Below are 22,912 nucleotides of genomic sequence, written 5' to 3'. Positions count from 1 at the left end.
GGCGTGGCCACCTTCTATGCTGCGGATATCTGGCCGGGCCTGCTGCTGTGGCTGGCTGCCTCGGCCAGCTTTGTCGCGGCGCATGCGCTCCTGTGGACGAAGGAGGTTGGCCTTCGTCCGGGCCGCTACGTCCTGGCGGCCGTACTGATGGTGGTTCCCCCTTTCGGCATTACCGGCTGGGCGCATCCCATCACGGCCGCAGGCGTGTTGTTTCCGGGATGGGGATGGTGGGGACTGGCCGTCACGACAGCCGGCTTGGCGGGCCTCGTTTCCCGCCTCTGCCCAACTGTCGCCATGGGCCTTATAGGCTTCTGGCTTTGGTCCGCCGCTTCGTGGACGGACCCGAAGCTACCGGAAGCCTGGCGGGGCGTCGATCTCGAATTGGGTGCGTCGGTCGGGCGGGACACCAGCATGGCCCGCCACCGTGATCTAATTGCAACGGTGCTTGAACGAGGGACCGACGGTGTTCGAACCGTCATCCTTCCTGAAAGTACGTTGGGCTTCTGGACGCCGACGGTCGAACGGCTTTGGATCCGCGCGCTATCAGGGCATGACACGACCGTTCTCGCGGGCGCGGCAGTCGTTAACGCGGCCGGATACGACAATGTGGTGGTTGCAATCTCCGCAGATAGCAGTCGGATCCTCTACCGGGAACGGATGCCGGTTCCGGGCTCGATGTGGCAGCCCTGGCAGCCGCTCTTCGGCGGCAACGCCGGAGCGCAAGCGCACATCTTTGCAAATCCTGTCGTCGCGCTCGGCTCCGGGCGGGTGGCGGTGCTGATCTGCTACGAGCAACTGCTCGTCTGGCCGGTCTTGCAATCGATGCTCGGCAGTCCGGACGTGATCGTTGCGGTCGGCAACGGCTGGTGGACCAAAGGCACGTCCATTGTCGCCATCCAGCGCGCCAGCACCGCCGCCTGGGCAAAGCTGTTTTCCAGGCCAGTCGTTTTTTCTTTCAACACCTGATGCCGAGGAGGTCCCATGCTCGACGCCGCCCTTATCAAAGACTGCGCCGACCCTTCACTGAAACCCGCGATCGTCGAGCAGTTCGTCGCGGCGGCGGGCTCTGCCGATCCCCTTGCGGTGACCGTGCGCTCGGGAGGGCGGTTGATCCTGGTGCCCAAGGCCAGATCACCCGACGAGGCGATGGACATCGTGCGCCAATATGCCGGCAACGCTGTCGTTCGTGTCGGTCTGACGCAGTTTCCAGCCGGTGTGGGCGTCAAGGACCTGGCCGATCTCAAAACGGATTTGGTCGATGCTTGCCAGAACCTGCGCAAGGGAACGGCGATGTTCGCCAAGGTCCTGCGCATTGTTGCCAAATGGTACGGCGATCCGAAGAGCGATGACGTCTTCCGCCAGATTTTCGAGGATGCGCTCTATGCGTGGAAAGCCGGCGAGTTCGAGGGCGTCGGTGTGTTTCAAGCGCAGGATCCAGGAGCCTCCATCGAATTGCCTCGGCAAAGCGAAGCGCGGTCCGTCGATGAACCGCCAGCCACCGCGACCACTCCCGAGATGCGGACGAAGGTGAATGAGGTTATTGGCCAAGCCGGAATTCGGATCGATCTTTCGAGGATCGGAGGCAAATAAGCACTCGAGTTTCTTACGTCGGAAACGGCGCGACGGATGGAACATCCCCGGCATGCATAATCATCCTCGTCGAAAAGTTGAAGGGCAATTCCAAAGTGCCAACGCCACAGGCGAAAAAGGGTACCGCGGAACGTTCGCCGGATGGCATGACCTTTTATGGCCGCATAGCAATTCCTCCAGAGCCTGTCGGACATTCGGGGTTGAGGACGCGCTGAGCATTGCGTCCTTGTTTGCCTTGTTTTCGGTTCCCAGCCCTGTACCCGTCATCTCAGTGGCTCAATTTTTGTCTCAGGCCGACGTTTCAGCAGTTCAGACGCCTCAACACCTAAGACCGTCGCCAGGCGATCGACAACGTCGATGCTTGCATTATAGACACTGCGCTCCAAAGAACTGATATAAGTTCGATCGATGCCTGCCTCAAACGCGAGCTCTTCTTGCGACAGGCCTTTGGCTTGACGCGCGGCTTTCAGATTCCGTGCAAACACCTCTCGAATCTCCATGCTGGAGAGAGCAGCGGCTTGCAGAGTATTTCTCCACGGAGTATTCTCTACAGCCGTATTCCGGATATGGAATGTTCATACGAATCAGGGTGATTAGGCGTTCACTGATGCCCTCTTCTTGCGAGCAATGAATTGTCGAGTTTGTAGCCACCCATCTTACTGAAGGATGGGATCTATTCTGCAAAGCGTATACGCTACCGGAAGGTCTCGATCCTTGCCGGGTCGCAAACGAGGTAAGAGGAGAAGCGGATGGACAACGAGGTCTCATTCGAGACAAGCGGCAAAAGAGAGTCTCGTTATAAAGCGATGCGAGAAGCCGATTTGAAAGCGTTAGCAATTTCTGCGATCCGCGAGCACCGCCGACTTCTAGCCGCGGATGAAGCTGTCTACGAAACGTGGACTCTTGCAACCGCCAACGCCTCGACTTCCAGGGACGTGCTCAAGAGCCTGCAAGATGAGTATCTCGATCGTCAAAAGAAGTCAGAAGCGCAGCAGGAAGAACTCTCGGAAATCGTCGATGCGCTTGGTTATGTTCCCGATGTGCCCTCCGAAAACAACGAATGATGGTTAAACCAAACCGCGGTCMTTCGCGATTGCCACGAGCTGAGGGATCGTCGCGGCATTCAGCTTTTTGCGTGCGCGATCGAAATGGTGTTGCACTGTTCGTTGGGTAATTCCCATTAAAATGGCAATCTCCCAAGCCTTTTTACCCTTTGCCGCCCACGTAAGACACATCGCTTCCTTTGGTGAAAGCAGCCGGCTGGGTGCGACGATCGTCGACGCAGCTATGATCTTCAGGCGATAGTGAATTGCCAACACCGCCTGAAGCGGGTTTAGTTGCTTTTGACATTTTGAAATATCAGCTTTATGCCCCGAGGACGCGAATGTCAGCATAATGATCGAGCCGAAACTGCCTTGAACGGGAACCGTCACCCCACTGCGAATGCCATGTTCTACCGCTTCATCCCGAAAACGATTGAACTCAGAGCTCCCACGAGACGGCCAGTCATCGATCGCCCAGGAAAACATCTCCATCCGGCGTTTGGCTTCCGTAACGACCGGATCCACCCGAGAATATTGGTTGCTTAGGTAAATTTTCTGCCATTTCTCGGGATAGGAACTGAGCGCGCGGGCGCTAAGGCCTTCCGTTTGCAGATATGCAAAGAATTGAAATCCGCACGAATGAACGAACCCTTTGAGCCCGCGTTTGATCATCCGTTCATCGTATGAGGCTTCAACCATGTCAATGAGAGCGCTTAAGGCTGGATCCACAGACCTGTCTCCTTTCTGTTGTACGTGAAGGCGCCCCCGCTCCTTCGGAAGTGATACAGATCTGCGCTCACCCGCGCAAACGTCTATTCACCTCTATTTCGCAATCAAACCTTCTGACCAAGAGATGAAGTTAAACAAAGATCTCTTCTGATGCTGTATCACTGACTGCTGTACGTAGAGGGGAAGACGATATCCTGATCGACCAAGACATTGAACTCGTATCCCGGCCGGATTTGGATTGTCGGCTGAACGTTCAAGTTTTTCGAGATCGTCTGCTCGGCAACGCGACCGAAGGTGTCCGCAAAATTCCGTCTGGCGGCATCGGAGGCCGTGTCCTGGGTGGCAAGCGTCGTGCTTTCGGGCATCGACATGTCGATGCCGGTTCCGAGTATCGCGACAAGTGCTGCCGAACTCCACGTGCGCCAGAGATGCCGATCGACCTTATCCTTGAACCCGCCATAACCTGCCCCATCGGTCCCAGCCATGCCGCCGATTTGCAGCGTCGAGCCATTCGGGAAGATCAGATCGGTCCAGACGACGAGCACGCGGTCCTGGCCAAAGGAAACCTTGGAATCGTAACGGCCGAACAACTTGGCTCCCTGCGGGATCAGGAGCCGGTAGCCGGTGGCGCTATCATAGACATTCTGGCTGATCTGCCCGATGATCCGGCCMGGAAGGTCTGAGTTGAGACCTGTGATCAACGTGGCTGGAATGACCGAGCCGCGCTTCAGCTCATACGGCGACATCTGCGGCACGACCTTATTCGGCAAATAGCCAAGATCCTTGATGTCCTGATTGAAGAAATCCTCCTTCGAACTTTGGGCATTCGGGTCGACGTTCTGGGCCGTCAGCCCGGATTTCGATGCGGCGGTGTAGAGATCAGAAGCATTGTTGGCTGTCGTCGTCGCAGTCTGACGACCGGCGTCTGTGGAACTTTTAGCGGCCTTCTCGACATCAGAAATATCCACCTTCAAAGGCGAGTCCAAAGCGGTTGCCCGCGCCTGCAGGTGAGCCATCCGCTGGCGCTGAGCTTCACGGATATATTGTTCATCCTGCTCCCGCTTTAGGCGGGCTCGCCATTCCTCCTCTGATTCGAGCTGCGGGCCTCTTTCTTGCCGTTCCGTAGGCCGGCGGTCTATAACAGGTGCTCCCTTCTCCACCTTCTGCTCGACGGTGGGTGTTGGCTGGAGCACTTCGCGCTCACCTGGCTCGCCGATGATGCCGTCACTGATGCCGCGCTTGAGCTGGTCACCGAAGTTCGTCGCCGGTGTATTCAAGTTGCTGTCGATATCGTAGCTCCAGTTGAAGGGAAGTCCTCGCCACGATAGGCCGATCACGACCACGCCGAAGAATAGCGCGATGAGGACGGTTGCGGTAATAATTGGCAGCCGATTGAGGCGGCGCATTCCTTTCGGATCGTCGGCTTGCTTTGAAGGGCCGAGCTGGAGCGATTGGATCATACCTTTCCCCTCAATTACGCTGCATGATGGAGAGCGGACTTGCCGGCGTCGCACCGGCGGCCGTTGCTTTGTATGCGCGGCCAAGGGTAATGGACGGTGTTGACAGCCGCGCGAGCACCTGATCTTGAGTGCCATCGATCGCGTAAGTGAGCTCGACCGGTTTCACGTCCTTTCCAACTTTGCCGTCGGTTAGAACGGTGTAGCCAGAGCCCTTGAGGGCCGCCTCGAGTGCCGCCGCAAACTCCKATGTGTCCCTTTCCATCTTGATTGTCGTCGACCTCACGGGACTGATCTGCTCGGCGAGCCGGCTTGCCATGTCGGCGGCGATGGCACTTGCGGCGGGCCCGGAGACCGGCGCGGCGTTTGACCTGGCGTCAGACCCATCCCCAGCAGTTTGGCATGCGGTGAGAAAGCCGCTGATGATGATGACGAGAAGCTTGTGCATAGCTTAGCCTCCTCGCCGAATKGTAATCTTCTGCTGGCGCCAGCCGACGCCGGAGACGAGGATCGCCTCGTCGACGGCATAATCGACGATCATCAAGTCGTTCTTCATTCGGTAATTGACGATGCGGCTCTGGCCGCCGTGGATCACGACCAGCACCGGTGCATCCTGACCTGAGATCGACTTCGAAAACTGGATGTAGGTTTTCACGCCATCCGAATAGACCCGCGTCGGCTTCCAAGGTGCCGAGCCACTCACGGAATATGAGAAGTTCAGTTTGTCGGGTGCCGCCCCGGGAATGCCGCCGGTCTCGAGCCGGGAATTGATGTCGGCGAGCTTGGTCGAGACGTCCTCCKGATATTCGAAGCCGACGCGTGCCATGTACTGGCTCGGATGTGACTTGAGCTGGATGTAATAGGTGCGTCGCGACGTCGTGACCACCATCGAGGTGACAAGACCTACTTCCGACGGCTTGACGATCAGATGGATCGCTTGGCCGCCGATTGCACCGGAGGTGGCAGGCTCCACCTTCCAGCGAACAGTATCTCCAACGAGAACATCGCGGACGATCTCGCCGCTCTGGAGTTCGATATCGCAGACCTGCAAGGGCGAGCAGACAACGGACGGCTGGGTTTCGCCGAAGAGAAAGGTGACCTTGCCATCGGAGCCTGCCGTCACCAGTCCGGGCGCGACGCGCCATTTCCTGGAAATGGTCGTGCCATTCACCTCATTTGCCGTCATGGTCTGCGCCTCAGCGCCGCCCACAAAGACGAGTCCCGCCAAGCAGCCGGTGGCTGCAATTAGTGCTGTTCTGTGCATGTCAAATCCCCTGCCCTCAAAGCTGTGCCGTCCAGTCAAAATCCCTAACGTAGAGGCCGATCGGATTGAGGCGGATGGTCGCCTCGTCCTGCGGCGCGGTAAGCGCAACCGTCGCGATTCCGCGGAACCGGCGCGTCCCGGTTTCCTTGCCCTTCCGGTCCCGTTCGTATTCGGTCCAGTCGATCTGATAAGTCTGATTGGAGAGCGCCACTATGTTGTTGACCTCGATGGCGATCGTCGACGACTTCGCCTTTTCGAACGGCGAATTGCTGCGGAACCAGTCATTGATCTTCTGGGTCGAGGGATCGGAAGCTCGCAGAAGCGCATAGGTTCGATCGATATATTGCTTTTGCACTACGGCATCCGGTGTGACGCTGCGGAAGCTCGTTACGAAGTTGCCAAGCGTGGCGCGCACCACCCGCACATCCGCGTATTCGATCTGCTCGGGGAACCCTGAGGTGACCGAGGTGCCGAGCTTGTCGACCTGGACGATATAAGGCACCAGCTTCACCTGCGTGCTTAGGTATATCGCGTACCCGAAGCCGATCACGGCCATGGTCAGACCCAGTATGCCGACGATGCGCCATGCGGCCGCGGCCTGCACATAGGAGCCGTATCGCTCATTCCATTCCTGGCGCGCGGCAAGATACGGGTTTTCGGGAGCGCGTTTCGCTGCCATCGATCGATCACTTTCTGATTGCTATTAGTCTTTAAGTTCGGGAAGTGGCTTTGGTCCGCTGTGCCCACTGCGCGCCTGATCCAGCTTGGCGTTAGCAAGGCCTAGGATAGACCCGGCGTAGGCACCGGGAGAGCCGATGGCCTTCTCCTTGGTAGCCGAGCCCGCCGCTTTTCCTGCCGAGCCGATCCCTGCGCCGAAACCCCGCAGCATTGCGCCTGCGACGGATGACCCCGCGGCGCGCGCGGTTTGAGCCGCCGCAAATCCCGCCCCGGCAGCGCCCGCCGCGAGGAACCCTGCTCCTGTCGCAAACGATGCGGCCTGACCACCGTGCCTTATTGCCTCCATTCCGCCCGAGACGGACGCGCCCTGAACAACACCCTGCATGATGTTCGGGACGTAGATGGCGATAATGAAGACCACGACAGCGATACCAGCGATCGCAAGCGCAGTCTGGAACTGGTCGCCAATGTCGGGCTGGTCTGCCAACCCGATCAGCACCTCTGATCCGATACGCGAGATCATGACGAGCGCCATGAGTTTCATTCCGACCGAGAAGGCGTAGACCAAATATCGGACCGCGAAATCCTTTGTATAGGACGAGCCGCCAAGCCCCAGCATGATCATACCGGCAAGAAGGCCGATATACATCTCAACCATGACCGACACGAAAATCGCGGCGACAAGCGAGAATGAGATGACGACGACGACCATTGCAAAAGCAGCCGAGATCGCCAACGCGTTGTCCTCAAAAAGACCGAACTGTATCTTTTCCGACATCTTCGTTGCGACGGCGAGTCCAGCATTGAAGACGTCTGCTGGGGAGGCCGTGCCGCCTCCAGCCCCAATCTCAAACAAACTATCCACCACTGCCTTCGCAAAGGCCGGCCCCTGTCCCAAAACGAAGGCAAAAAAGCCGACGAATATGATCCGCCGGACAAGCTCGGCAAACCAGCTGTCTAGCGAAGCTGCCTGCAATGCGAGCCAGACGGCGGCGATGCCAATCTCGATTGTCGCGAGGATCCAGAACAAGGATTTCGCCGCATCCATGACAGTAGTTTCCCACCCCTTTGCGGCCGTGGTGATCTGGCTCTGTAATGAGGTCAGCACTGAACCTTCTTGGGCGACTGCCGGCTGTGCTGCCAGCATGCAGAAGGTGGCAATCACCATCGCGGTGCGGAGCCGCCGAAGACATATTGTTGTCATGTGCTTACCACTCGACTTTCATCTTTTCGCCGCCGGAGGTGGAAGGGGCAGTCCCGCTGAAGAATTTCTCACGCCGCGCCTGCGCAAGGTCCTTGTCGGTCTGTTCGGTCTGGAGCCAGGTGCCCATCATCGTCATTTGCTGCGAGACGAGGCCGCGAAGCTTCTGAATCTGGGCGACCTGTTGCGCGGCGATCTCATGCCCGACCTGCAGGGCTTTCATCTGCCCGTCGGCGGTCTCGGACATGGACCGCAGCGAGGACATCGTGCCTTCCTCGCTATCGAATTGCTCGGCCGTCAGACTCGCCGCCTTCAGCGTGCTGGCGATCGTGTCCCGGTTCGTATCGGACCAGGACTGATAGGTGGTAGAAAACGACGAATTGTCTGGCAGGTTGGTTTTAAGGCTTGAGTAGCTCTGAAAACGTTGTTGCAACACATCATCCGCATTGCCCATGGAAAACGAGATGCTCTGGCCCTGGTCGACGATGCTGCGCAGCTGGTTGAGATCGCTTTCGACCTGCCCCCACATATGCGACGGAAGCGTCGCCGTGTTCTGGAGGAGGTTTTGGTAGATATTCAGCTGCGTTTCGATCTGTTGTGCGAGCTGGCTGATCTGGGTGAGCTGGTTCTGGATCTGCTCGCCGGACTTCCCGACCAAAGCGACCAGCTCGCCATTATTGAGGACCTGCGTCCACTCGGTGGCGGCACCCGTGGCAGTTCCAGCATTTGCGGGCACGACAGTGCCGGCCATCAATGCGACAGCCGCCAGGCCAGTGAGCAATTTATTCGAGGTTGAGCAGCGCTGCGGCATCCTGAACTCCTCTCGTTCGTAGCCAGTGGATCGGCCAGTCGCGGCCGTGTTTGGAACTGAGCGTGCGGATGCGCTTCAGGTCTTCCTTGCCGGATGCGCCAACGAAACTGAGCGCCACGGGGCCGAGCGACATGTCGAAGAGCCGCCTGCCTTCGGACGTTGCGACGTAATATTCTCGCTTAGGAATCGCATTCGAAACGATCTCGATCTGTCTCTCGTTGAAGCCAATCCGCTCATAGAACTCGCGGGTCCMAGGCTCACTTGCGGCGCCGTTCGGCAGGCAAATTTTCGTGGGGCAGGATTCCTTCAACACGTCGATGATGCCGGAACGCTCAGCATCGGAAATGGATTGCGTGGCCAATACCACCGCGCAGTTCGCCTTGCGCAGCACCTTCAGCCACTCTCGGATCTTGCTCCTGAAGACCGGATGGCCGAGCATCAGCCAGGCTTCGTCTAGGACGATGAGGCTCGGTGAGCCATCGAGGCGCTTTTCGATGCGGCGGAACAGATAGGTGAGAACAGGTACGAGGTTCCGCTCGCCCATGTTCATCAACTCTTCGATCTCAAAGGTCTGGAATGAGCCAAGCAACAGTCCGTCTTTCTCAGCATCGAGAAGCTGGCCCATGGGACCATCGACGGTGTAGTGATGGAGCGCGTCCTTGATCTCGCGCATCTGTACGCCGCTTACAAAGTCCGAGAGAGATCGGCCCGCTGCACTGGCCATCAAGCCAATCTGGCGAGAGACCGCATTGCGGTGGTCCGGGGTGATGGTCACGCCCTGCAGCGCGATCAACATCTCGATCCATTCCGCGGCCCATGCGCGATCACTGTCGCTGGAGAGGTCCGACAGCGGGCAGAAGGCCAGCGCCTTCGCCTCTTCTTGAGCGTCGCCACCGATCTCATAGTGATCACCTCCGGTGGCAAGGGTCAGCGGAAGGAGAGAGTTCCCCTTGTCAAAGGCGAAGATCTGGGCGCGTTCATAGCGCCGGAACTGCGCGGCGATTAGTGCAAGCAGCGTCGACTTGCCCGAACCGGTCGGCCCAAAAATGAGTGTGTGACCGACGTCGTCGACATGTAGGTTCAGCCGGAACGGCGTCGACCCGCTCGCCACCTGCATCAGTGGCGGTGAATTCGGCGGGTAGAACGGGCACGGCGCGACAGGGGAGCCCGACCAGACAGAGTTGAGCGGAATGAGATCGGCAAGGTTGCTGGTATTGATCAGCGGTTCGCGGATGTTGCAATACCAATTGCCCGGTAGGCTGCCGAGGTAGGCATCGGTGGCGTTGAGCGTTTMGATGCGCGCCCCGAAGCCCTCCGCCTGAATAAGTCTGCGGATGGACTCTGCCTTTTCCTGCAGTCCTTCACGATCGTGATCGAAGAGAACGATGACGGGCGTGTAATAGCCGTATGCGACCAACTGCGACGAAGCCTGGGCGATAGCCTCTTCTGTCTCGGCGACCATGTTCATGGCGTCCTGATCAAGCGAACGGCTCTGCGTCTGAAAAAGCTGGTCGAAGAATGGGCGCACCTTCTGCTGCCATTTCTTGCGGGTCCGCTCCAGTTTTTGTCTGGCCTCCTGCGCGTCGAGAAAAATGAAGCGCGACGACCAGCGGTAGGTTAGCGGCATGAGATCGAGGCTGTTGAGGATCCCCGGCCAGCTCTCGGCCGGCAGGCCGTCGATCGCGACGACACCGAGGAAGCGGCTTTCAACCTTTGAGGTCAGCCCATGTTCAAGCTCGGCGGTCGCGATCCAGTCGAGAAACATGGGCACATCCGGCAGCCGGATCGGATGGTTGTCACCAGTGATGCAGAAGCGAACGAATTGGAGCAGTTCGTCGTAGCGGGCAACCCGCGCCCCTCCCCTCTCGAGAGCCTCCCGCGTTTCCATGCGACGGATCGAAAGCGTATTGGCGAAATACTGCTCGATCTCGCGGACCGCGTTCTTGAAAATGAACAGCACCGTGTCGGCATAGGTCTTCTTGCGGCTCACCTCGTCCGAGTAGATGTATTTGCTGAGCGCCGTTTTTTTGGATTCGAGCGGCCGATAGGTCAGGATCAGCGCGTGTTTACTCTCGAAATGCCCCTGTTCGCGGGCGAAATGCGCCCGCCGCTCGGCGTCGATCGCGCGAGTTACAGGATCGGGAAAGTGACAACGATTATCCGACGGATAGTCGAATGTCGGGATGCGAACTGCCTCGACCTGGATCATCCAGCCGCTCCCGAGCCGCGAGAGGATTGTATTGATATGGCGCGACAGTTCGTTGCGATCGAGGGCCGTGGCGCTCTCTGAATCTGGTCCCGCAAAATACCAGGCGGCCATCAGGCTTCCGTCTTTCAACAGGAGAACACCATTGTCGACGAGGCCGGCATAGGGGACGAGATCAGCAAAGGATGGGTCGGGGGCCCGGAAGCGTTTGAGAGCGACCATGCGTTCCTCTCAATACCGGCGCCACGGCGAGGAGGTCGCCTTGTAGTAATGCTTGTACGAGATATGGCGGACATAGACCTGTCGCATGAGCGGATCGGCCTTTGCCATCATTCTCAAGAGCCCGACGATGACAATCCAGACGCCAACGCCGAAGAGCGCCGAATAGATCGTAAGAACGACGAAGATGAGGATGACTGCGGCCAAGCCGGTGATCAGCACCAGTTCCCGGTCCGCGCCCACCAGAAGGTTCGGGCGCGACAGCGCGCGGTGGATGCGGTTCCGCTGCAGACCGGACGCGGACTCAGCCATTTGTCACTCCTGCGCCTTGGAAGCCGTCCGAGGCGACCAGCTCCCTCGTCAGGCCAATTGAAGCTCCAGTCGCGCCGAACAGGCCCACAATGGTCGTGGCACCGAGCAGAATGCCGGCGACGAGAACCACGTATACAAGTCGCCGCGCGAAGTCGTTCAACTCCCCACCAAATATGAGCATGCCGCCGGCTATGGCGACAGCCGCAAGTGCGATGTATCCTGCGACAGGTCCGGTGATCGACTCTTGAATCTGCTGCAGTGGTCCTTCCCAGGGCAGTCCGCCACCGCCCGAACTGGCGAGTGCCGGATCAAGCGAAGCGAGAACTGTCGTTAGGACAGAGAATGTGACCTTGGCGAGCGAAGGCTTACGCGACATGACGGGCCTCCTCTTCCTCATCGAGTTGGTCTGAACCGATCTGGTATTGGCCCTCCGCGAACCGTTCGATGTGGATGACGTCTCGAACCCGTCGCCCGCGCGGTGTCCGTTCAATGGAGATGATGAGGTCGACTGCCTCACCGATAACCTCGTGCATCGGCTGCTGGCTTGCTTCTGCGGTCAATTGTTCAAAGCGGCGGAGGGCCGACATGGCGGTGTTCGAGTGAATTGTCGCAACGCCTCCGGGATGACCGGTGTTCCACGCCTTCAGCAGAGTCAACGCGGCACCGTCGCGGACTTCGCCGACGACAATCCTGTCGGGGCGCAGTCGCATCGTGCTCTTCAGCAATCGTGACATATCAACGGTATCGCTGGTATGCAGAAGAACGGCGTTCTCGGCCGAACAATGAATTTCGGCGGTATCTTCGAGGATCACCAAACGGTCTTCGGGGGCGAATTTGACGATCTCATCGATCAACGCGTTCGCAAGCGTCGTTTTGCCAGAACCGGCGCCCCCGGATACGATGATGTTTCGCCTTTTGGAAATCGCCTTTCGGATCATTAAGGCGTGGCATCCCGTCAGCGCGCCTGACCGCACATATTCTTCCAGCGGAATTAGGCGTGGGGCACGGCGGCGGATCGTAAAGGCTGGCTTGGCGACCGCTGGTGGTAAAAGGCCTTCGAAGCGGTGCCCACCTATCGGGAGCTCGCCGGAGATGATCGGTTGCTTCGTGTCTACCTGGGACTGAAGGAAATGCGCCACAATTCCGATCACCGTTTCCGCGGCGACGGGGGACATTTCGCCGGCCGCCGCAACGCCGTGAGCGAGGCGCTCAATAAAGAGCTTTCCGTCCGGATTGAGCATTATTTCGATCACATCCACGTCTTCCAATGCGGCGCACAGCTTATGGCCGAGCGCGTCTTGAAGTTTGCAGACAAGCCGGTGGTGAGAGCGGAGCTGGTTCATGGATTTCTCCTTTTCCGCTGCCCATCTGGGGAGATGAATTCAGAACGGTAACTGGATGGACGAAGCCTCAGGAATGTCTCGGCGTTCACCGGTAAGGTGCCCGCGACGGCAATTGTCTTGCCAATGTTCTTTGGTTCGCCCAATCGCGATAGGTGCCACCCAACGCGTGCAAGGATCCGCTCGAATCGAAGATCGGTCACCGTGACGAGCTCCGTGTACCCATTTGCGATGCACCATTCGATGATGCCTGCGAACATGGTCAAAGTGGCCTCGTGGACGAGGCCTCCTCCGCGAAGATCGACCAAGGTTGTGTCCACGCAAAAACGGGAGCTTTCGATCATACTTGGATGGGCGTTTAGGTGTCCATGCGTTAGCAGTGACGAAAAGACATGGGTCACCATCGTCGGACCCATGGCCGGCAGGAGTCTAGCGCATCCTGCCACACGAGCGCTGTCCGATACGGCGAGTATGTAAGTCGGCTGGAGAGCGTCGAAGACGTCCGCTTCCCGGCCGTCAAGAACACCGACCTCCCAACCCAACCGATTTGAAAACACTTGAGCTCGAAGTCGATGATGTGCTTCGAGAAGGTGCTGTGCAGGAAGCCCATGTCTGGTCGATATCGCAACAACCTTCATACTGATCTCCGTCGCTTAAATTTATCGACAAAGATCAGCACGGATTAGAATGGCTGGGCAGTTGTAGAATCCTACAAGGTATTTTGGTGAGTCGCGCGCGGTTTTGGGCGACAACGCGCTGATCTGATCTCGCGTGTTATTCCCTTAGTTGTAGGAATCACCAGTGAACAAATATGCAACGAACGTTGTGACTCGGAGCGGTAACAGATTGGATTTGCAAGGGAAATACAGATGGCGGCGTTAACCATAGGTCAAGGGGCGTCCCGGCTATTAACAGTTTATTAGCCGCATTTTCCTTGCCGGCCCGCGAGAATCGGACATAATAACGGTTCAGTGGCAATATCGGGCCGAAAACCGTTATCTGAAAGATTTCTGACAATGAACGCTAATTCGATGGCTTCGCTTAAGATGCCGATGCACTTTGAAGATCAAATCCTAGAACAGGGTGATTTGATCTCGAAAAAGCTGCACCTACTTAGCGTACAACGATTCCCGCCCAACGCGAAAAAGACATTGCGAAGCTTCTCGCTGGCGGAGGTCGCGACCTATGTCGGCGTATCGCAGAGCACATTGAAAAAGCTGCATCTGGACGGAAAGGGCCCCTCCCCTCAAACATCGTCCTCCGGTCGTCGCTCCTACACCGCCGAACAGATGTTGGAACTGCGTCAATATCTGGATACGCACGGTCGATCCGACAACCGCATGTATGTTCCCCACCGGCGCGGCGGTGAAAAGCTGCAGGTGCTTGCTGTAGTCAACTTCAAAGGGGGCTCGGGGAAAACCACGACCGCCGCGCATTTAGCGCAGTACCTGGCATTGACGGGGCATCGCGTCCTTGCCGTAGACCTCGACCCTCAAGCATCCCTTTCGTCTCTGCACGGCTTCCAACCGGAGCTCGATCAGATCGCGTCCATCTATGATGCCATTCGCTATGATGGTGCGAGAAAGCCGATCTCGGAGATCATCCAGACCACTAATTTTCCTGGATTGGACATTGTCCCTGCAAACCTCGATTTGCAGGAGTATGAATATGACACGCCGCTTGCGATGTCTGATAAGTCTTCTAATGAAGGCAAAACGTTTTTCACCCGCATATCGCGGGCTTTGGCTGAGGTCGACGATCGTTATGATGTCGTCGTCGTCGACTGTCCACCGCAGCTCGGATATTTGACGCTGACCGCACTGACCGCAGCTACAAGTGTTCTGATAACAATCCATCCGCAGATGCTCGACGTGATGTCGATGGGTCAGTTCCTTCTGATGCTTGGTGGAATCCTAAAGCCGATCCGTGCCGCTGGTGCGGAAGTGAACCTCTCCTGGTACAGATACTTGATTACGCGCTACGAGCCGACCGATGTTCCGCAAGCCCAGATGGTCGGCTTTATGTCCACGATGTTCAACGAGTTCATACTAAAGAACCAGATGGTGAAGTCGACGGCGGTTTCAGATGCCGGAATTACCAAGCAAACTCTGTACGAAGTCGATCGGGCATCCATGAATAGAGGCACGTATGACCGTGCGATGGAATCGTTGGATGCAGTGAATGCTGAAATTGCCGGCCTCGTTCACGAGTCATGGGGACGTCGATTTGTCAGCTGACAAAAACGAACGTTTTATGCGGAAAAACAAGCAGCTAACGGCTGCTCGGAGCAAATGAGATGGCACGGAAAAATCTGCTCGAGGGACTTGCTGACCTGCATGAAGATAGCGGCACGGCACCTGCATATCCAATGCGAGGCGCAGGCAAATCTCTCGTGCGTTCGCTGGACGAGCTGGCAAAGCAGGCTGACAAATATCTCGAAGGCGAGGCAATTATCGAACTTGATCCGGCACAAATTGAAGGCTCCTTCGTAAAGGATCGGATATCAGACGACGACGGCGAGTATCAAGATCTGCTAGAGGCAATTAGGGTACGTGGGCAGGATACGCCTATTCTCGTGCGGCCCCATACAAAGGTCGATGGTCTTTATCAGGTTGTCTTCGGCCACAGACGGGTAAGGGCAGCAAGGGACCTCGGCAGAAAAGTCCGGGCTATTGTCAAGGCAATCGACGACCGTTCCCATGTCATTGCTCAAGGGCAGGAAAATTCCGCGCGCGCGAATCTCTCTTTTATCGAAAGGGCGTTATTTGCCAAGCGCCTGGATGATCTTGGTTACGGCCGAGAGGTGATTTCCTTGGCATTGTCCGCGAATGCGGCTTCGGTCTCGAAGATGATGACGGTGGCAGAGCGCATCTCGGCTAACGTCATAGAAAAAATCGGGTCGGCTCCCGGTGTGGGCCGAGAGCGCTGGATAGAGCTTTCACTTCTAGTCGGAAAATTCGCCAATAGCGGCAAAGTGTCAGAAGTTTTGAGCACGGACGGCTTCGACGCATTGCCGTCCGATGAACGCTTTTCATCTCTGTACAAGGCGCTCAACAGAACAGCGCGGCCCGTGAGGAAGGCGGAGGTTTCGACTCAAAAGGCGAAGTGGCAGCCCCGGGACAAGGCAGTGCAGGCCGAAATCAAGAATACGGGCAAAGCTTTCTCGCTCTCGATGAAGGCGAAGAATGCTGGCCGTTTCGGAGAATATCTTTCCCGCAATTTGGATGCGCTCTACGAGCAATTCCTGAAGGAGGGAAGCAAAGGAGACTGAAGCCGCAAAAGAAAAAGGCCCCCAAACGACCAAGTCGTGGAAGCCCTTCTCGTATTCCCTAAGCAAGATTGAGAATCGCATTTCCACGAATCCCTGTCAAGAGTCGTAACCGTCGATTTGGCGGGCGGATCTCTTTTGCCTCAATTAAGGTGAGAGAAAAAATGCAGATTGGAAGTGTGACGACGCCCTTCGGGCGGCGGCCGATATCGCTTGCCCAGGTAAGAGGGCAAATGAAAACGGCTGAGATGCGGCCAGGTAAGACGGCCGACAAATGGAAGATCTTTCGCGATGCCTCGGAGGCGAGGGCAGTGCTCGGCATTCAGGACCGCGCCCTTGCCGTTCYTGATGCGCTCTTGACCTTCTATCCCGACAATGAGCTTTCGGAAGAGCGCGGCCTGGTGGTGTTCCCATCAAATGAACAGCTTTCCGTTCGAGCGCATGGTATTGCTGGCACGACATTGCKCCGCCACCTTGCTGCACTCGTCGATGCTGGACTGATCCAGCGCAAAGACAGTGCTAATGGCAAACGATACGCCCGAAAGGACAATGGCGGCCAGATCGAAGATGCGTTCGGCTTCAGCCTCGCGCCGCTGCTTGCTCGCGCCGAAGAGCTTGCGCAGCTCGCACAGCAGATAGCAGCCGAGCGCCGGCACTTCCGCAGCGCCAAGGAAGCACTGACGATCTGCCGTCGTGACGTTCGTAAGCTGCTGACGGCTGCGATAGAAGAGGGCGCTTCTGGCGATTGGGAAAAGCTGGAGGGCTACTACGTGCAGCTGCTCGCAGGCATCCCCCGCTCCCCAACCCTCAAAGATATTGAATCCGTCCTCGACGAAATGCGAATGTTGCGTGAAGAGATCATCAACCAACTGGAATTTCAGGAAGATTCTCAAAAAACAGATACCAATGATGTCCAAATTGGACGTCACATACAGAATTCAAAACCCGAATCCAGCAATGAATTTGAACCTCGCTCTGAAACAGAGCAGGGGGCGAAATCGAACCCAGACATTGGGCGAATGCGAGAGCCGATAAAGGCTTTTCCACTGGGAATGGTCTTGCAGGCCTGCCCTGAGATTTCGAATTACGGGCCGGGCGGGGCGGTCGGGAGTTGGCGCGATCTCATGTCAGCCGCGGTGGTCGTGCGATCGATGCTGGCCGTCAGTCCGAGTGCCTACCAGAATGCCTGTGAGGCACTCGGTGCCGAGAATGCTGCGGCCGTGATGGCCTGCATCCTCGAAAGGGCAGGGCACATCAACAATGCGGGCGGTTATTTGCGTGACCTCACCCGCAAGGCAGAACGCGGAGAGTTTTCACTTGGGCCGATGTTGATGGCGCTGATGCGAACGAATGGTTCGCCAGGCCGGAGAGCATCATGAGCTGCAAAAAGCTGATGCTGTTTGGAGACCGCAGCAAGGTGAGATCCTGGCTTGTGGTCTCCCGAGTATCGCCGATAAGCTATCAATCTAAAGTGGGGTCGCTGAAAACAGCATATTCGAAGGGCCGTAACCTCGGATGCAAAGAGCTGTGTAGCCTTCTGAACGAAATCATCCGGACATCCGCGCCGGCGGAACAACGGCGCTGGAGACGCTGCTTTCGGCCGCGGGGTTCGCGGAGTGGTTTATTGATCGCAAGTTACGATCGGCTGCTTGTCGGCTGTCAGTTGTTAAGCCTGTACGGCGATCCACCGTTTTGTCGACATCCCTACATTTGCACGCGCGAACCCAAAGATATCCAGCGTCGACAGCTCTTTTTACCGCAACTCGGACAACAGCCGAAGAACTCGTGTTCGAAATTCATCAATGCGACCGTACGTGCCGATAACATCATGAGTCTTGCTATTGCACCAAGATGGGGTTTGAGGGCTATGCTAGTCTCATAGACGTTCCGCTTCTGGATGTGACACCCTTCGACCGGGCCAAGAAGTTGGGCGCTGCGCCTTTGGCACAGGCCGAGATCTCGCAATTTAAGAGCAGGTGGCCCCGAGGCGCTTTTGAGCCCGTTGCCGCCGCTCCGGTCAATTGGCCTCAGAGCGGTCTGACGTTTTCCGCCTTTAACTTGCCGGTCTTCCGATCCTGACCGAGATCGTAGGAAACGGACTGTCCCTCTCTGAGATAATCGCCATATTGCAGGGCGGTGACATGCACGAAAACGTCGCCTCCTCCGCTTTCCGGCGTGATGAAACCAAAGCCTTTATCGGCGTTGAAGAACTTAACCTTGCCAGTTGGCATAACAATCCTCGTGTCTTCGCAGTTTAGGCAGCAAACTAACGACCAGCCACAGCAAGAATCAAGCCAGTCTGCTTCCGCCGAGTGATGTCGCGCTCTTTGGATAGAGTGGACGAAAGGCCGTGCCCCAGCCGTTGTTTCTATCACTCTGGCTCCGGCAGGTTTAAGGTGTAACGCGTATGTCGGCGTTCACCGCTGCGGTTCATTGCCCCCTTCTCCACCATATCATGAAGGTCTCGAGTCGCCGTTGCCCGGGAAGCCCCTGTGATCGAGATGTAATTTTCCGCGCTCAGGCCACCTTTGAAGCCTTCAATCCCTTCGCGGAACATGCGGGAGATCGCCTTGGCGATTGTTGAACTGGTCGCGGAACCGTTCATAGAACTTTGCCTTGCGGATATAAAACGCAACGCGCGTGAGAGTCGTCTGCTGCGCATCGAGAATGGTTTGCAAGAAGTAGAGTAGATGAGCCTTTCGATTATATCGAGCTTACGCTGATTTGTTTCGAGCTCTCCGTAATAAGCCTTGCGGCTCCTTTTGATCGTATATGCAAGCGAGATCAGGCTCGGTTGCCCGATGTTTTGCGCGAGCGACTTTTGAGGGCCGAACAAGCAGCCCAGCAGGTCGCCGCGCTGAAGAAAGATCGTGACGAGCCGGCATACCATCATGCGGGTTCGAGACGAGAAACCACCTCGGTCGTTGGCAGAAGGAACAATGATGACCGGCTACACCATTGAACCGGACGGGCGTCAGGTGGAGGAGGAAATCCACCTTGGCGGGGTTGGCCGAACAGGTCGTGGCAAGCACGGATTGGAAGGAGATCTCCGCCGGGAAAGGAAGCTCGCGGGGCAAAAAGCGCGGGCGCTCCCTTATGAATCAGCTAGTCAAGGACGAACTAACCCGAAGCGATGTGCCTCGTCCAACAGCGCCCTAACGGAAGAGGGCTGCCACCTCCTGCCACCACGCGCCGGCCGTTCCCCCATCTGATCCAGTTGCGCGGCAATGTCGCGCAGCGACAAACTGGGGTCGGCGATGGTGATCGCGGCGACCAACTTCATCAAATGATCTTCGGGCGCGCGGCGCGGTGAGCGGGCCAGCAGCTCTGGCTCTGCAAGCTTCTCACGAACCATCCGATGCACCGCGCGGCGTAATCGTTGGACCGTCCAGTGATGACCGCGACGGTTAAGGACGCGCACGACGTTGTCCCAACTATGCTGTGGCCTGAGCTGCCTCACGGTCGGCAGCCAGGTCTGTGCCGACGAAATCAGTTCGTCGAGATAAAGTTTCTCGCGTGCTTTCGACACCGCCTTGATCGCCTCCGGTCGGCGCTCGCGCAGACCGGGATTTCCGGGAAGCTTCCCTCTGGCTTTCGCAGCCTTGATGCCAGCTTTGGTTCGTTCGGCGATCAGGGCGCGCTCAAGCTGGGCGACGGCGCCGAGCACCTGCAAGGAAAACATTCCCTGCGGCGTGGACGTATCGATCGGATCGCGCAGCGAGCGGAAATGAACTCCGCGCTTTTCGAGGTCTTCAATCACGTGAAGCAGATGGCTGACTGATCGGGCCAAGCGATCGAGACGAACGACGACTAGCACGTCGCCAGAGGTGAGATCCTTCAGCACTTTGGTGAGCACCGGTCTTGTGCGGGATAACCCGGATCCGTGCTCCTGATGAATGCGATCGCAGCCGGCGGCGCGCAACTCATCGACCTGGGCATCGTTGAGCTGATCGTCAGTCGAAACCCGGGCGTATCCGATCAGCCGGGGCCGCGGAGAGGGGGAGCTGGCGATTGCAACCTGGGGCATTCGTTCTGGCTCTTTTTTGATGGCCTTTGTACAGATAATGAATGCATGAGAAAATGGGGATTTGCAAGCGTGTTTTATGACAAAAATGGGAGGCGATAGAGAGCGTTCTATGACGTGAGGCAGGCATCGACCCATCGCCGCCCGAGAACGCACGTCAGCGGGCATCTATGGCGAAAACGCAGGGAAATCGGCTATTTCGGAAGAGGTCGCTCCGGCTCCGGCTTTTTGATGAGGTTCTGACGCCGAGAGGCGGTCGGGGAGGGGAAGAGCTCGACCGGTTCAGCACGCGTTATTTCCGCTCAATCAGGCAGAATTTCCAGCGACCCAAAATGAAAAGCCCTCAAGGGGCCCGGATTTGCGGCTTTTCCGCCAATTCTCACGGACAAATACGCTATCTCTTGCCGCCAAAAACCATCACCTATCGATACGCAGTACTTATCGGAAGTGATTGCCCATCCACGGCGCCGTCCCGAGTGACGGAAGCAATGGCTTAAATAGCTTCTGTTCTGGAAAAGAACAACGTTAATTCATATGGGTAACGAGATGGAAACGGCCAACATTCCCGGATAAAAGGGGTACGTGGGTGTCGCTTTTAGCTAAGAATTTCATTGATATGCAGATGGTAGGGAGGGGAGGTTCCGGGCGTGGGGAGTTGTGTAGCCTCGATGGTTTCTGGAACGATCAGATTTTGTACCGCCTCTGACCAGATAAGTATTGCTCTATCGGGATCACAAGGCCTCCTAAGTGGCGCGGCAGGGCGTAACGAGGCGAGATAAGACGCCACGTTGCGCCCGTTTGCGCGCCAATTATACCAGTGATTTCGGCGCTTAAACGGCCGCATTTCGACGTTTTTGGCGCCCTCCCTCTGCATGTCGCGGGCTATGGCTTTGGCCACCTCGCGGTCGCTGAAAGTGAGGCCGATCGGCTTTCCGTTCTGATAAATTTCATGCATGTCAGGTCCTTTCTAAGGGCGGAATGCCCGACGCGTGGAAAATATAAGATGAGTTACATTTGTCGCCGTCCCTGATTCAGCGTCCGAACCTGCTCCTCAAGATGCTCGGTTGCCGTCGTCGCGGCTCATGCGGTCGCGTTGCAGACCGGCGGCCATCAACTCCCATGAGGACGGTGGCTTGGCGGCTCCGGCACTAGCTCGGTGATGAAAGAAAGATGCGCCGTTTCCATTGGCTGCGCCACCACTTAGCAATTCCGATTTTCATCCCAATCGGCGGTGGAACATGCACTTTTCATCGCCGCGCCCATCAAAGGACGGTACCGAAAGTTCTTTACCATTGAACTGCGTCAGCGCGAGCAGGGCGGTCTTGGCGTCAAGCTCGAGGTGCATCGGACAACTGCGCACGGCCACGGGTACGTGAAGAAAAACCAAGGGAAGCAAGCGAATTGACCCTGTTGCAGTTACCGGTTGCACTCGATAATCTGCCCCCAACTTGGGTTGGGGAAGATCATGAAACGGATGATACTGGCGGCTGCAGCCGCCCTTTTTGCGACCGGCGCCAATGCTATGATGGCCCAGGATTTGGCGCGCGACTGCAAGAGCAGCATCACACTTGCCGGAAATTACGTCATGGGCTTCATGGAGAAATGGCGCGAGGATGAGATTGTATTCGATAGCGTCGTTAAGATGGGCATGAAGGACGAGCAAATGCTCGGGATCGCTCGGGAGAGCATTCTCGGGAAATTCTGCATCCCGAAGGGCGCCAATGTCGCCCGCGCCATCGTGATTGGCTGCGACTGGGTGACGACGCATCCCGAGAAGGGAACCTGGCCGGCCGAGCGTTCGTTGATGGCTCCCTATAAAGCTGCATGGCCTTGCGACCAATGACCAAGACCGCGACTATCCAATCCCATGTGAGCGTAAATTCCGTGATCTGGATCACGTCCCTGCATGAGAGCGAGCACGGGGTGACCCTCCGCGTCCTCGAAGATTTGGAACCCTTGTTGCAGGCCAACCAGATCTTCTTCATGAAATTTGAGCCGAAGAGCGCCGCTGATCTTCTGGGATTCTTGGATTATGTGGCGAAGGTGGTTGAAGACGGCCTGCTGCCGATCATCCATTTCGATACCCATGGCGATGAGGACATGGGTATTCATATCGTCGCCTCGAACGAGGATTGCAGCTGGGCCGAGATCACAGAGAGACTGCGCGCGATCAACATAGCCACGGCCAATAACCTGTGCGTCATCTCGCTGGCCTGTTTCAGCTTTCATCTCGTGAAAGAAATTCATGTCACGACCCGCGCGCCATTCTACATATTGGCCGCGCCCCAAAACAAAGTTACGGCAGGCGATGCGGAGGATTCTGTGGTCCGGTTTTACCGGCACGTCTTCGAGAAGAGCGAGCTTATCGGTGCGTTCCGAGCAGTCCTGAAAGACAAGCTGCTCCTCATGCATAGCGAGGAGCTGCTGTTCACGTCGCTAGTGCGTTACGTCCGTGCATTTTGCATGGGCAAGGGCGTTCAGAAGAGGGTTGATGAGCACCTCACCGAGGCACGGAATCTGGGCTACCTGACCAATGGTTCGGATATCGCGTCCTTCCGCAAGGCGGTCAAAGCCAATCTTTTGGCAGACCAGTCGCTTGTTGACCGATTTGTGGAGATGTTCCTGCTTGGCCGTCCGGTCGGCTATGACATCGAGGCCGTGAAGAAGGCCGCACGGGCTCTGCCAGATCCCTACGCGGACGGGAAGCGGAAGCGGCCGACCGTGGCCGATAGCATTAAGGGCATGACGCTGCCGCCATTGAAGTGACGAC

At 57.2% G+C, this 22,912-nt stretch carries 24 protein-coding genes and 2 pseudogenes; 9 read left to right on the top strand and 17 right to left on the bottom strand.

Going from position 1 to position 22,912, the window contains the following annotated elements; genetic code table 11:
* A partial coding sequence (locus QD409_RS25235) for a conjugal transfer protein TraB (RefSeq protein WP_430763963.1) occupies positions 1 to 966 on the top strand: 966 nt, incomplete at its 5' end.
* A 15-nt stretch (positions 967 to 981) separates the two neighbouring features.
* Positions 982 to 1,590, top strand: a complete 609-nt coding sequence (locus QD409_RS25230) for a TraH family protein (protein WP_004119835.1) — start codon at positions 982 to 984, stop codon at positions 1,588 to 1,590.
* A 263-nt stretch (positions 1,591 to 1,853) separates the two neighbouring features.
* Here the strand turns inward: QD409_RS25230 and QD409_RS25225 are convergent, their stop codons facing one another.
* Complete coding sequence (locus tag QD409_RS25225) at positions 1,854 to 2,090, bottom strand: helix-turn-helix domain-containing protein (protein WP_004119837.1); 237 nt, start codon at positions 2,088 to 2,090, stop codon at positions 1,854 to 1,856.
* A gap of 249 nt (positions 2,091 to 2,339) precedes the next feature.
* Between QD409_RS25225 and QD409_RS25220 the strand changes: the two genes are divergently transcribed.
* Positions 2,340 to 2,654 carry a transcriptional repressor TraM gene (locus QD409_RS25220; RefSeq protein WP_004119838.1) on the top strand — a complete coding sequence of 105 codons (315 nt, stop codon included), beginning with the start codon at positions 2,340 to 2,342 and terminating at the stop codon, positions 2,652 to 2,654.
* A gap of 3 nt (positions 2,655 to 2,657) precedes the next feature.
* Here the strand turns inward: QD409_RS25220 and QD409_RS25215 are convergent, their stop codons facing one another.
* The 12 genes from QD409_RS25215 to traI all read right to left on the bottom strand — a co-directional run bounded on the left by QD409_RS25215 (position 2,658) and on the right by traI (position 13,488).
* Entirely contained in the window at positions 2,658 to 3,362 is a 705-nt protein-coding gene (locus QD409_RS25215) for an autoinducer binding domain-containing protein (protein WP_430763962.1), read from the bottom strand.
* Positions 3,363 to 3,520: 158 nt separating this feature from the next.
* The gene (trbI, locus tag QD409_RS25210; RefSeq protein WP_004119844.1) at positions 3,521 to 4,822 is read right to left on the bottom strand and encodes an IncP-type conjugal transfer protein TrbI; all 1,302 of its coding nucleotides are present in this window, start codon (positions 4,820 to 4,822) and stop codon (positions 3,521 to 3,523) included.
* A gap of 10 nt (positions 4,823 to 4,832) precedes the next feature.
* Positions 4,833 to 5,267, bottom strand: coding sequence for a conjugal transfer protein TrbH (gene trbH / locus QD409_RS25205; protein WP_430763961.1), 435 nt, complete (start codon positions 5,265 to 5,267; stop codon positions 4,833 to 4,835).
* Positions 5,268 to 5,270: 3 nt separating this feature from the next.
* Positions 5,271 to 6,083: a P-type conjugative transfer protein TrbG gene (gene trbG, locus QD409_RS25200; protein WP_430763960.1), complete on the bottom strand. Its 813-nt coding sequence runs from the start codon at positions 6,081 to 6,083 to the stop codon at positions 5,271 to 5,273.
* A 16-nt stretch (positions 6,084 to 6,099) separates the two neighbouring features.
* Positions 6,100 to 6,762, bottom strand: coding sequence for a conjugal transfer protein TrbF (locus QD409_RS25195; protein WP_004119850.1), 663 nt, complete (start codon positions 6,760 to 6,762; stop codon positions 6,100 to 6,102).
* A gap of 24 nt (positions 6,763 to 6,786) precedes the next feature.
* Positions 6,787 to 7,965 carry a P-type conjugative transfer protein TrbL gene (trbL, locus tag QD409_RS25190; RefSeq protein ID WP_004119851.1) on the bottom strand — a complete coding sequence of 393 codons (1,179 nt, stop codon included), beginning with the start codon at positions 7,963 to 7,965 and terminating at the stop codon, positions 6,787 to 6,789.
* Between the two features lie 4 nt (positions 7,966 to 7,969).
* Positions 7,970 to 8,773, bottom strand: coding sequence for a P-type conjugative transfer protein TrbJ (gene trbJ / locus QD409_RS25185; RefSeq protein ID WP_004119852.1), 804 nt, complete (start codon positions 8,771 to 8,773; stop codon positions 7,970 to 7,972).
* On the bottom strand, positions 8,745 to 11,201 hold the full coding sequence (locus QD409_RS25180; protein ID WP_430763959.1) for a conjugal transfer protein TrbE: 2,457 nt from the start codon (positions 11,199 to 11,201) through the stop codon (positions 8,745 to 8,747). The genes trbJ and QD409_RS25180 overlap by 29 nt, the downstream gene beginning before the upstream one ends.
* Before the next feature lie 9 nt (positions 11,202 to 11,210).
* A complete protein-coding gene (locus tag QD409_RS25175; RefSeq protein ID WP_004119854.1) occupies positions 11,211 to 11,510 on the bottom strand; it encodes a conjugal transfer protein TrbD in 300 nt (99 codons plus the stop codon).
* Positions 11,503 to 11,886, bottom strand: coding sequence for a TrbC/VirB2 family protein (locus QD409_RS25170; protein WP_004119857.1), 384 nt, complete (start codon positions 11,884 to 11,886; stop codon positions 11,503 to 11,505). Before QD409_RS25170 ends, QD409_RS25175 begins: the two co-directional genes overlap by 8 nt.
* On the bottom strand, positions 11,876 to 12,853 hold the full coding sequence (gene trbB / locus QD409_RS25165) for a P-type conjugative transfer ATPase TrbB (RefSeq protein WP_004119858.1): 978 nt from the start codon (positions 12,851 to 12,853) through the stop codon (positions 11,876 to 11,878). The genes QD409_RS25170 and trbB overlap by 11 nt, the downstream gene beginning before the upstream one ends.
* On the bottom strand, positions 12,850 to 13,488 hold the full coding sequence (gene traI, locus QD409_RS25160; RefSeq protein WP_004119859.1) for an acyl-homoserine-lactone synthase TraI: 639 nt from the start codon (positions 13,486 to 13,488) through the stop codon (positions 12,850 to 12,852). The genes trbB and traI overlap by 4 nt, the downstream gene beginning before the upstream one ends.
* A gap of 378 nt (positions 13,489 to 13,866) precedes the next feature.
* Between traI and repA the strand changes: the two genes are divergently transcribed.
* The 4 genes and pseudogenes from repA (at position 13,867) to QD409_RS25140 (ending at position 18,197) form a co-directional block, all read left to right on the top strand.
* Complete coding sequence (gene repA, locus QD409_RS25155; RefSeq protein ID WP_028755142.1) at positions 13,867 to 15,087, top strand: plasmid partitioning protein RepA; 1,221 nt, start codon at positions 13,867 to 13,869, stop codon at positions 15,085 to 15,087.
* A gap of 59 nt (positions 15,088 to 15,146) precedes the next feature.
* Positions 15,147 to 16,121 (top strand): plasmid partitioning protein RepB, encoded by a 975-nt coding sequence (gene repB, locus QD409_RS25150; RefSeq protein ID WP_004119861.1) that lies wholly within the window; start codon positions 15,147 to 15,149, stop codon positions 16,119 to 16,121.
* 161 nt (positions 16,122 to 16,282) lie between these two features.
* Positions 16,283 to 17,497 (top strand): plasmid replication protein RepC, encoded by a 1,215-nt coding sequence (gene repC / locus QD409_RS25145; protein WP_430763964.1) that lies wholly within the window; start codon positions 16,283 to 16,285, stop codon positions 17,495 to 17,497.
* A 114-nt stretch (positions 17,498 to 17,611) separates the two neighbouring features.
* Positions 17,612 to 18,197: pseudogene (locus tag QD409_RS25140) on the top strand (GNAT family N-acetyltransferase).
* On the opposite strand, the gene QD409_RS25135 reads toward QD409_RS25140, so the two are convergent.
* The 4 genes and pseudogenes from QD409_RS25135 to QD409_RS25120 all read right to left on the bottom strand — a co-directional run bounded on the left by QD409_RS25135 (position 18,146) and on the right by QD409_RS25120 (position 21,097).
* Complete coding sequence (locus tag QD409_RS25135) at positions 18,146 to 18,349, bottom strand: cold-shock protein (protein ID WP_004119863.1); 204 nt, start codon at positions 18,347 to 18,349, stop codon at positions 18,146 to 18,148. The pseudogene QD409_RS25140 and the gene QD409_RS25135 sit on opposite strands and share 52 nt — an antisense overlap.
* A 140-nt stretch (positions 18,350 to 18,489) precedes the next feature.
* Positions 18,490 to 18,942 (bottom strand): annotated as a pseudogene (locus QD409_RS25130) (DUF4172 domain-containing protein); the annotation flags it as partial.
* A 285-nt stretch (positions 18,943 to 19,227) separates the two neighbouring features.
* On the bottom strand, positions 19,228 to 20,145 hold the full coding sequence (locus QD409_RS25125) for a recombinase family protein (RefSeq protein ID WP_004119867.1): 918 nt from the start codon (positions 20,143 to 20,145) through the stop codon (positions 19,228 to 19,230).
* Between the two features lie 592 nt (positions 20,146 to 20,737).
* Positions 20,738 to 21,097 carry a hypothetical protein gene (locus tag QD409_RS25120; protein ID WP_028755196.1) on the bottom strand — a complete coding sequence of 120 codons (360 nt, stop codon included), beginning with the start codon at positions 21,095 to 21,097 and terminating at the stop codon, positions 20,738 to 20,740.
* A gap of 510 nt (positions 21,098 to 21,607) precedes the next feature.
* On the opposite strand from QD409_RS25120, the gene QD409_RS25115 reads away from it, so the two are divergent.
* Complete coding sequence (locus QD409_RS25115; protein ID WP_004119872.1) at positions 21,608 to 21,985, top strand: Rap1a/Tai family immunity protein; 378 nt, start codon at positions 21,608 to 21,610, stop codon at positions 21,983 to 21,985.
* Complete coding sequence (locus QD409_RS25110) at positions 21,982 to 22,908, top strand: hypothetical protein (protein ID WP_004119873.1); 927 nt, start codon at positions 21,982 to 21,984, stop codon at positions 22,906 to 22,908. The genes QD409_RS25115 and QD409_RS25110 overlap by 4 nt, the downstream gene beginning before the upstream one ends.
* The last annotated feature ends 4 nt before the right edge of the window (positions 22,909 to 22,912 follow it).

This window comes from Rhizobium sp. BR 315, from assembly GCF_050577975.1.
In the GTDB taxonomy this organism is placed as follows: Bacteria; Pseudomonadota; Alphaproteobacteria; order Rhizobiales; family Rhizobiaceae; genus Rhizobium; species Rhizobium miluonense.
Note: the sequence above shows the minus strand (reverse complement) of the source record. Positions and strands in the feature narration are given on the sequence as shown.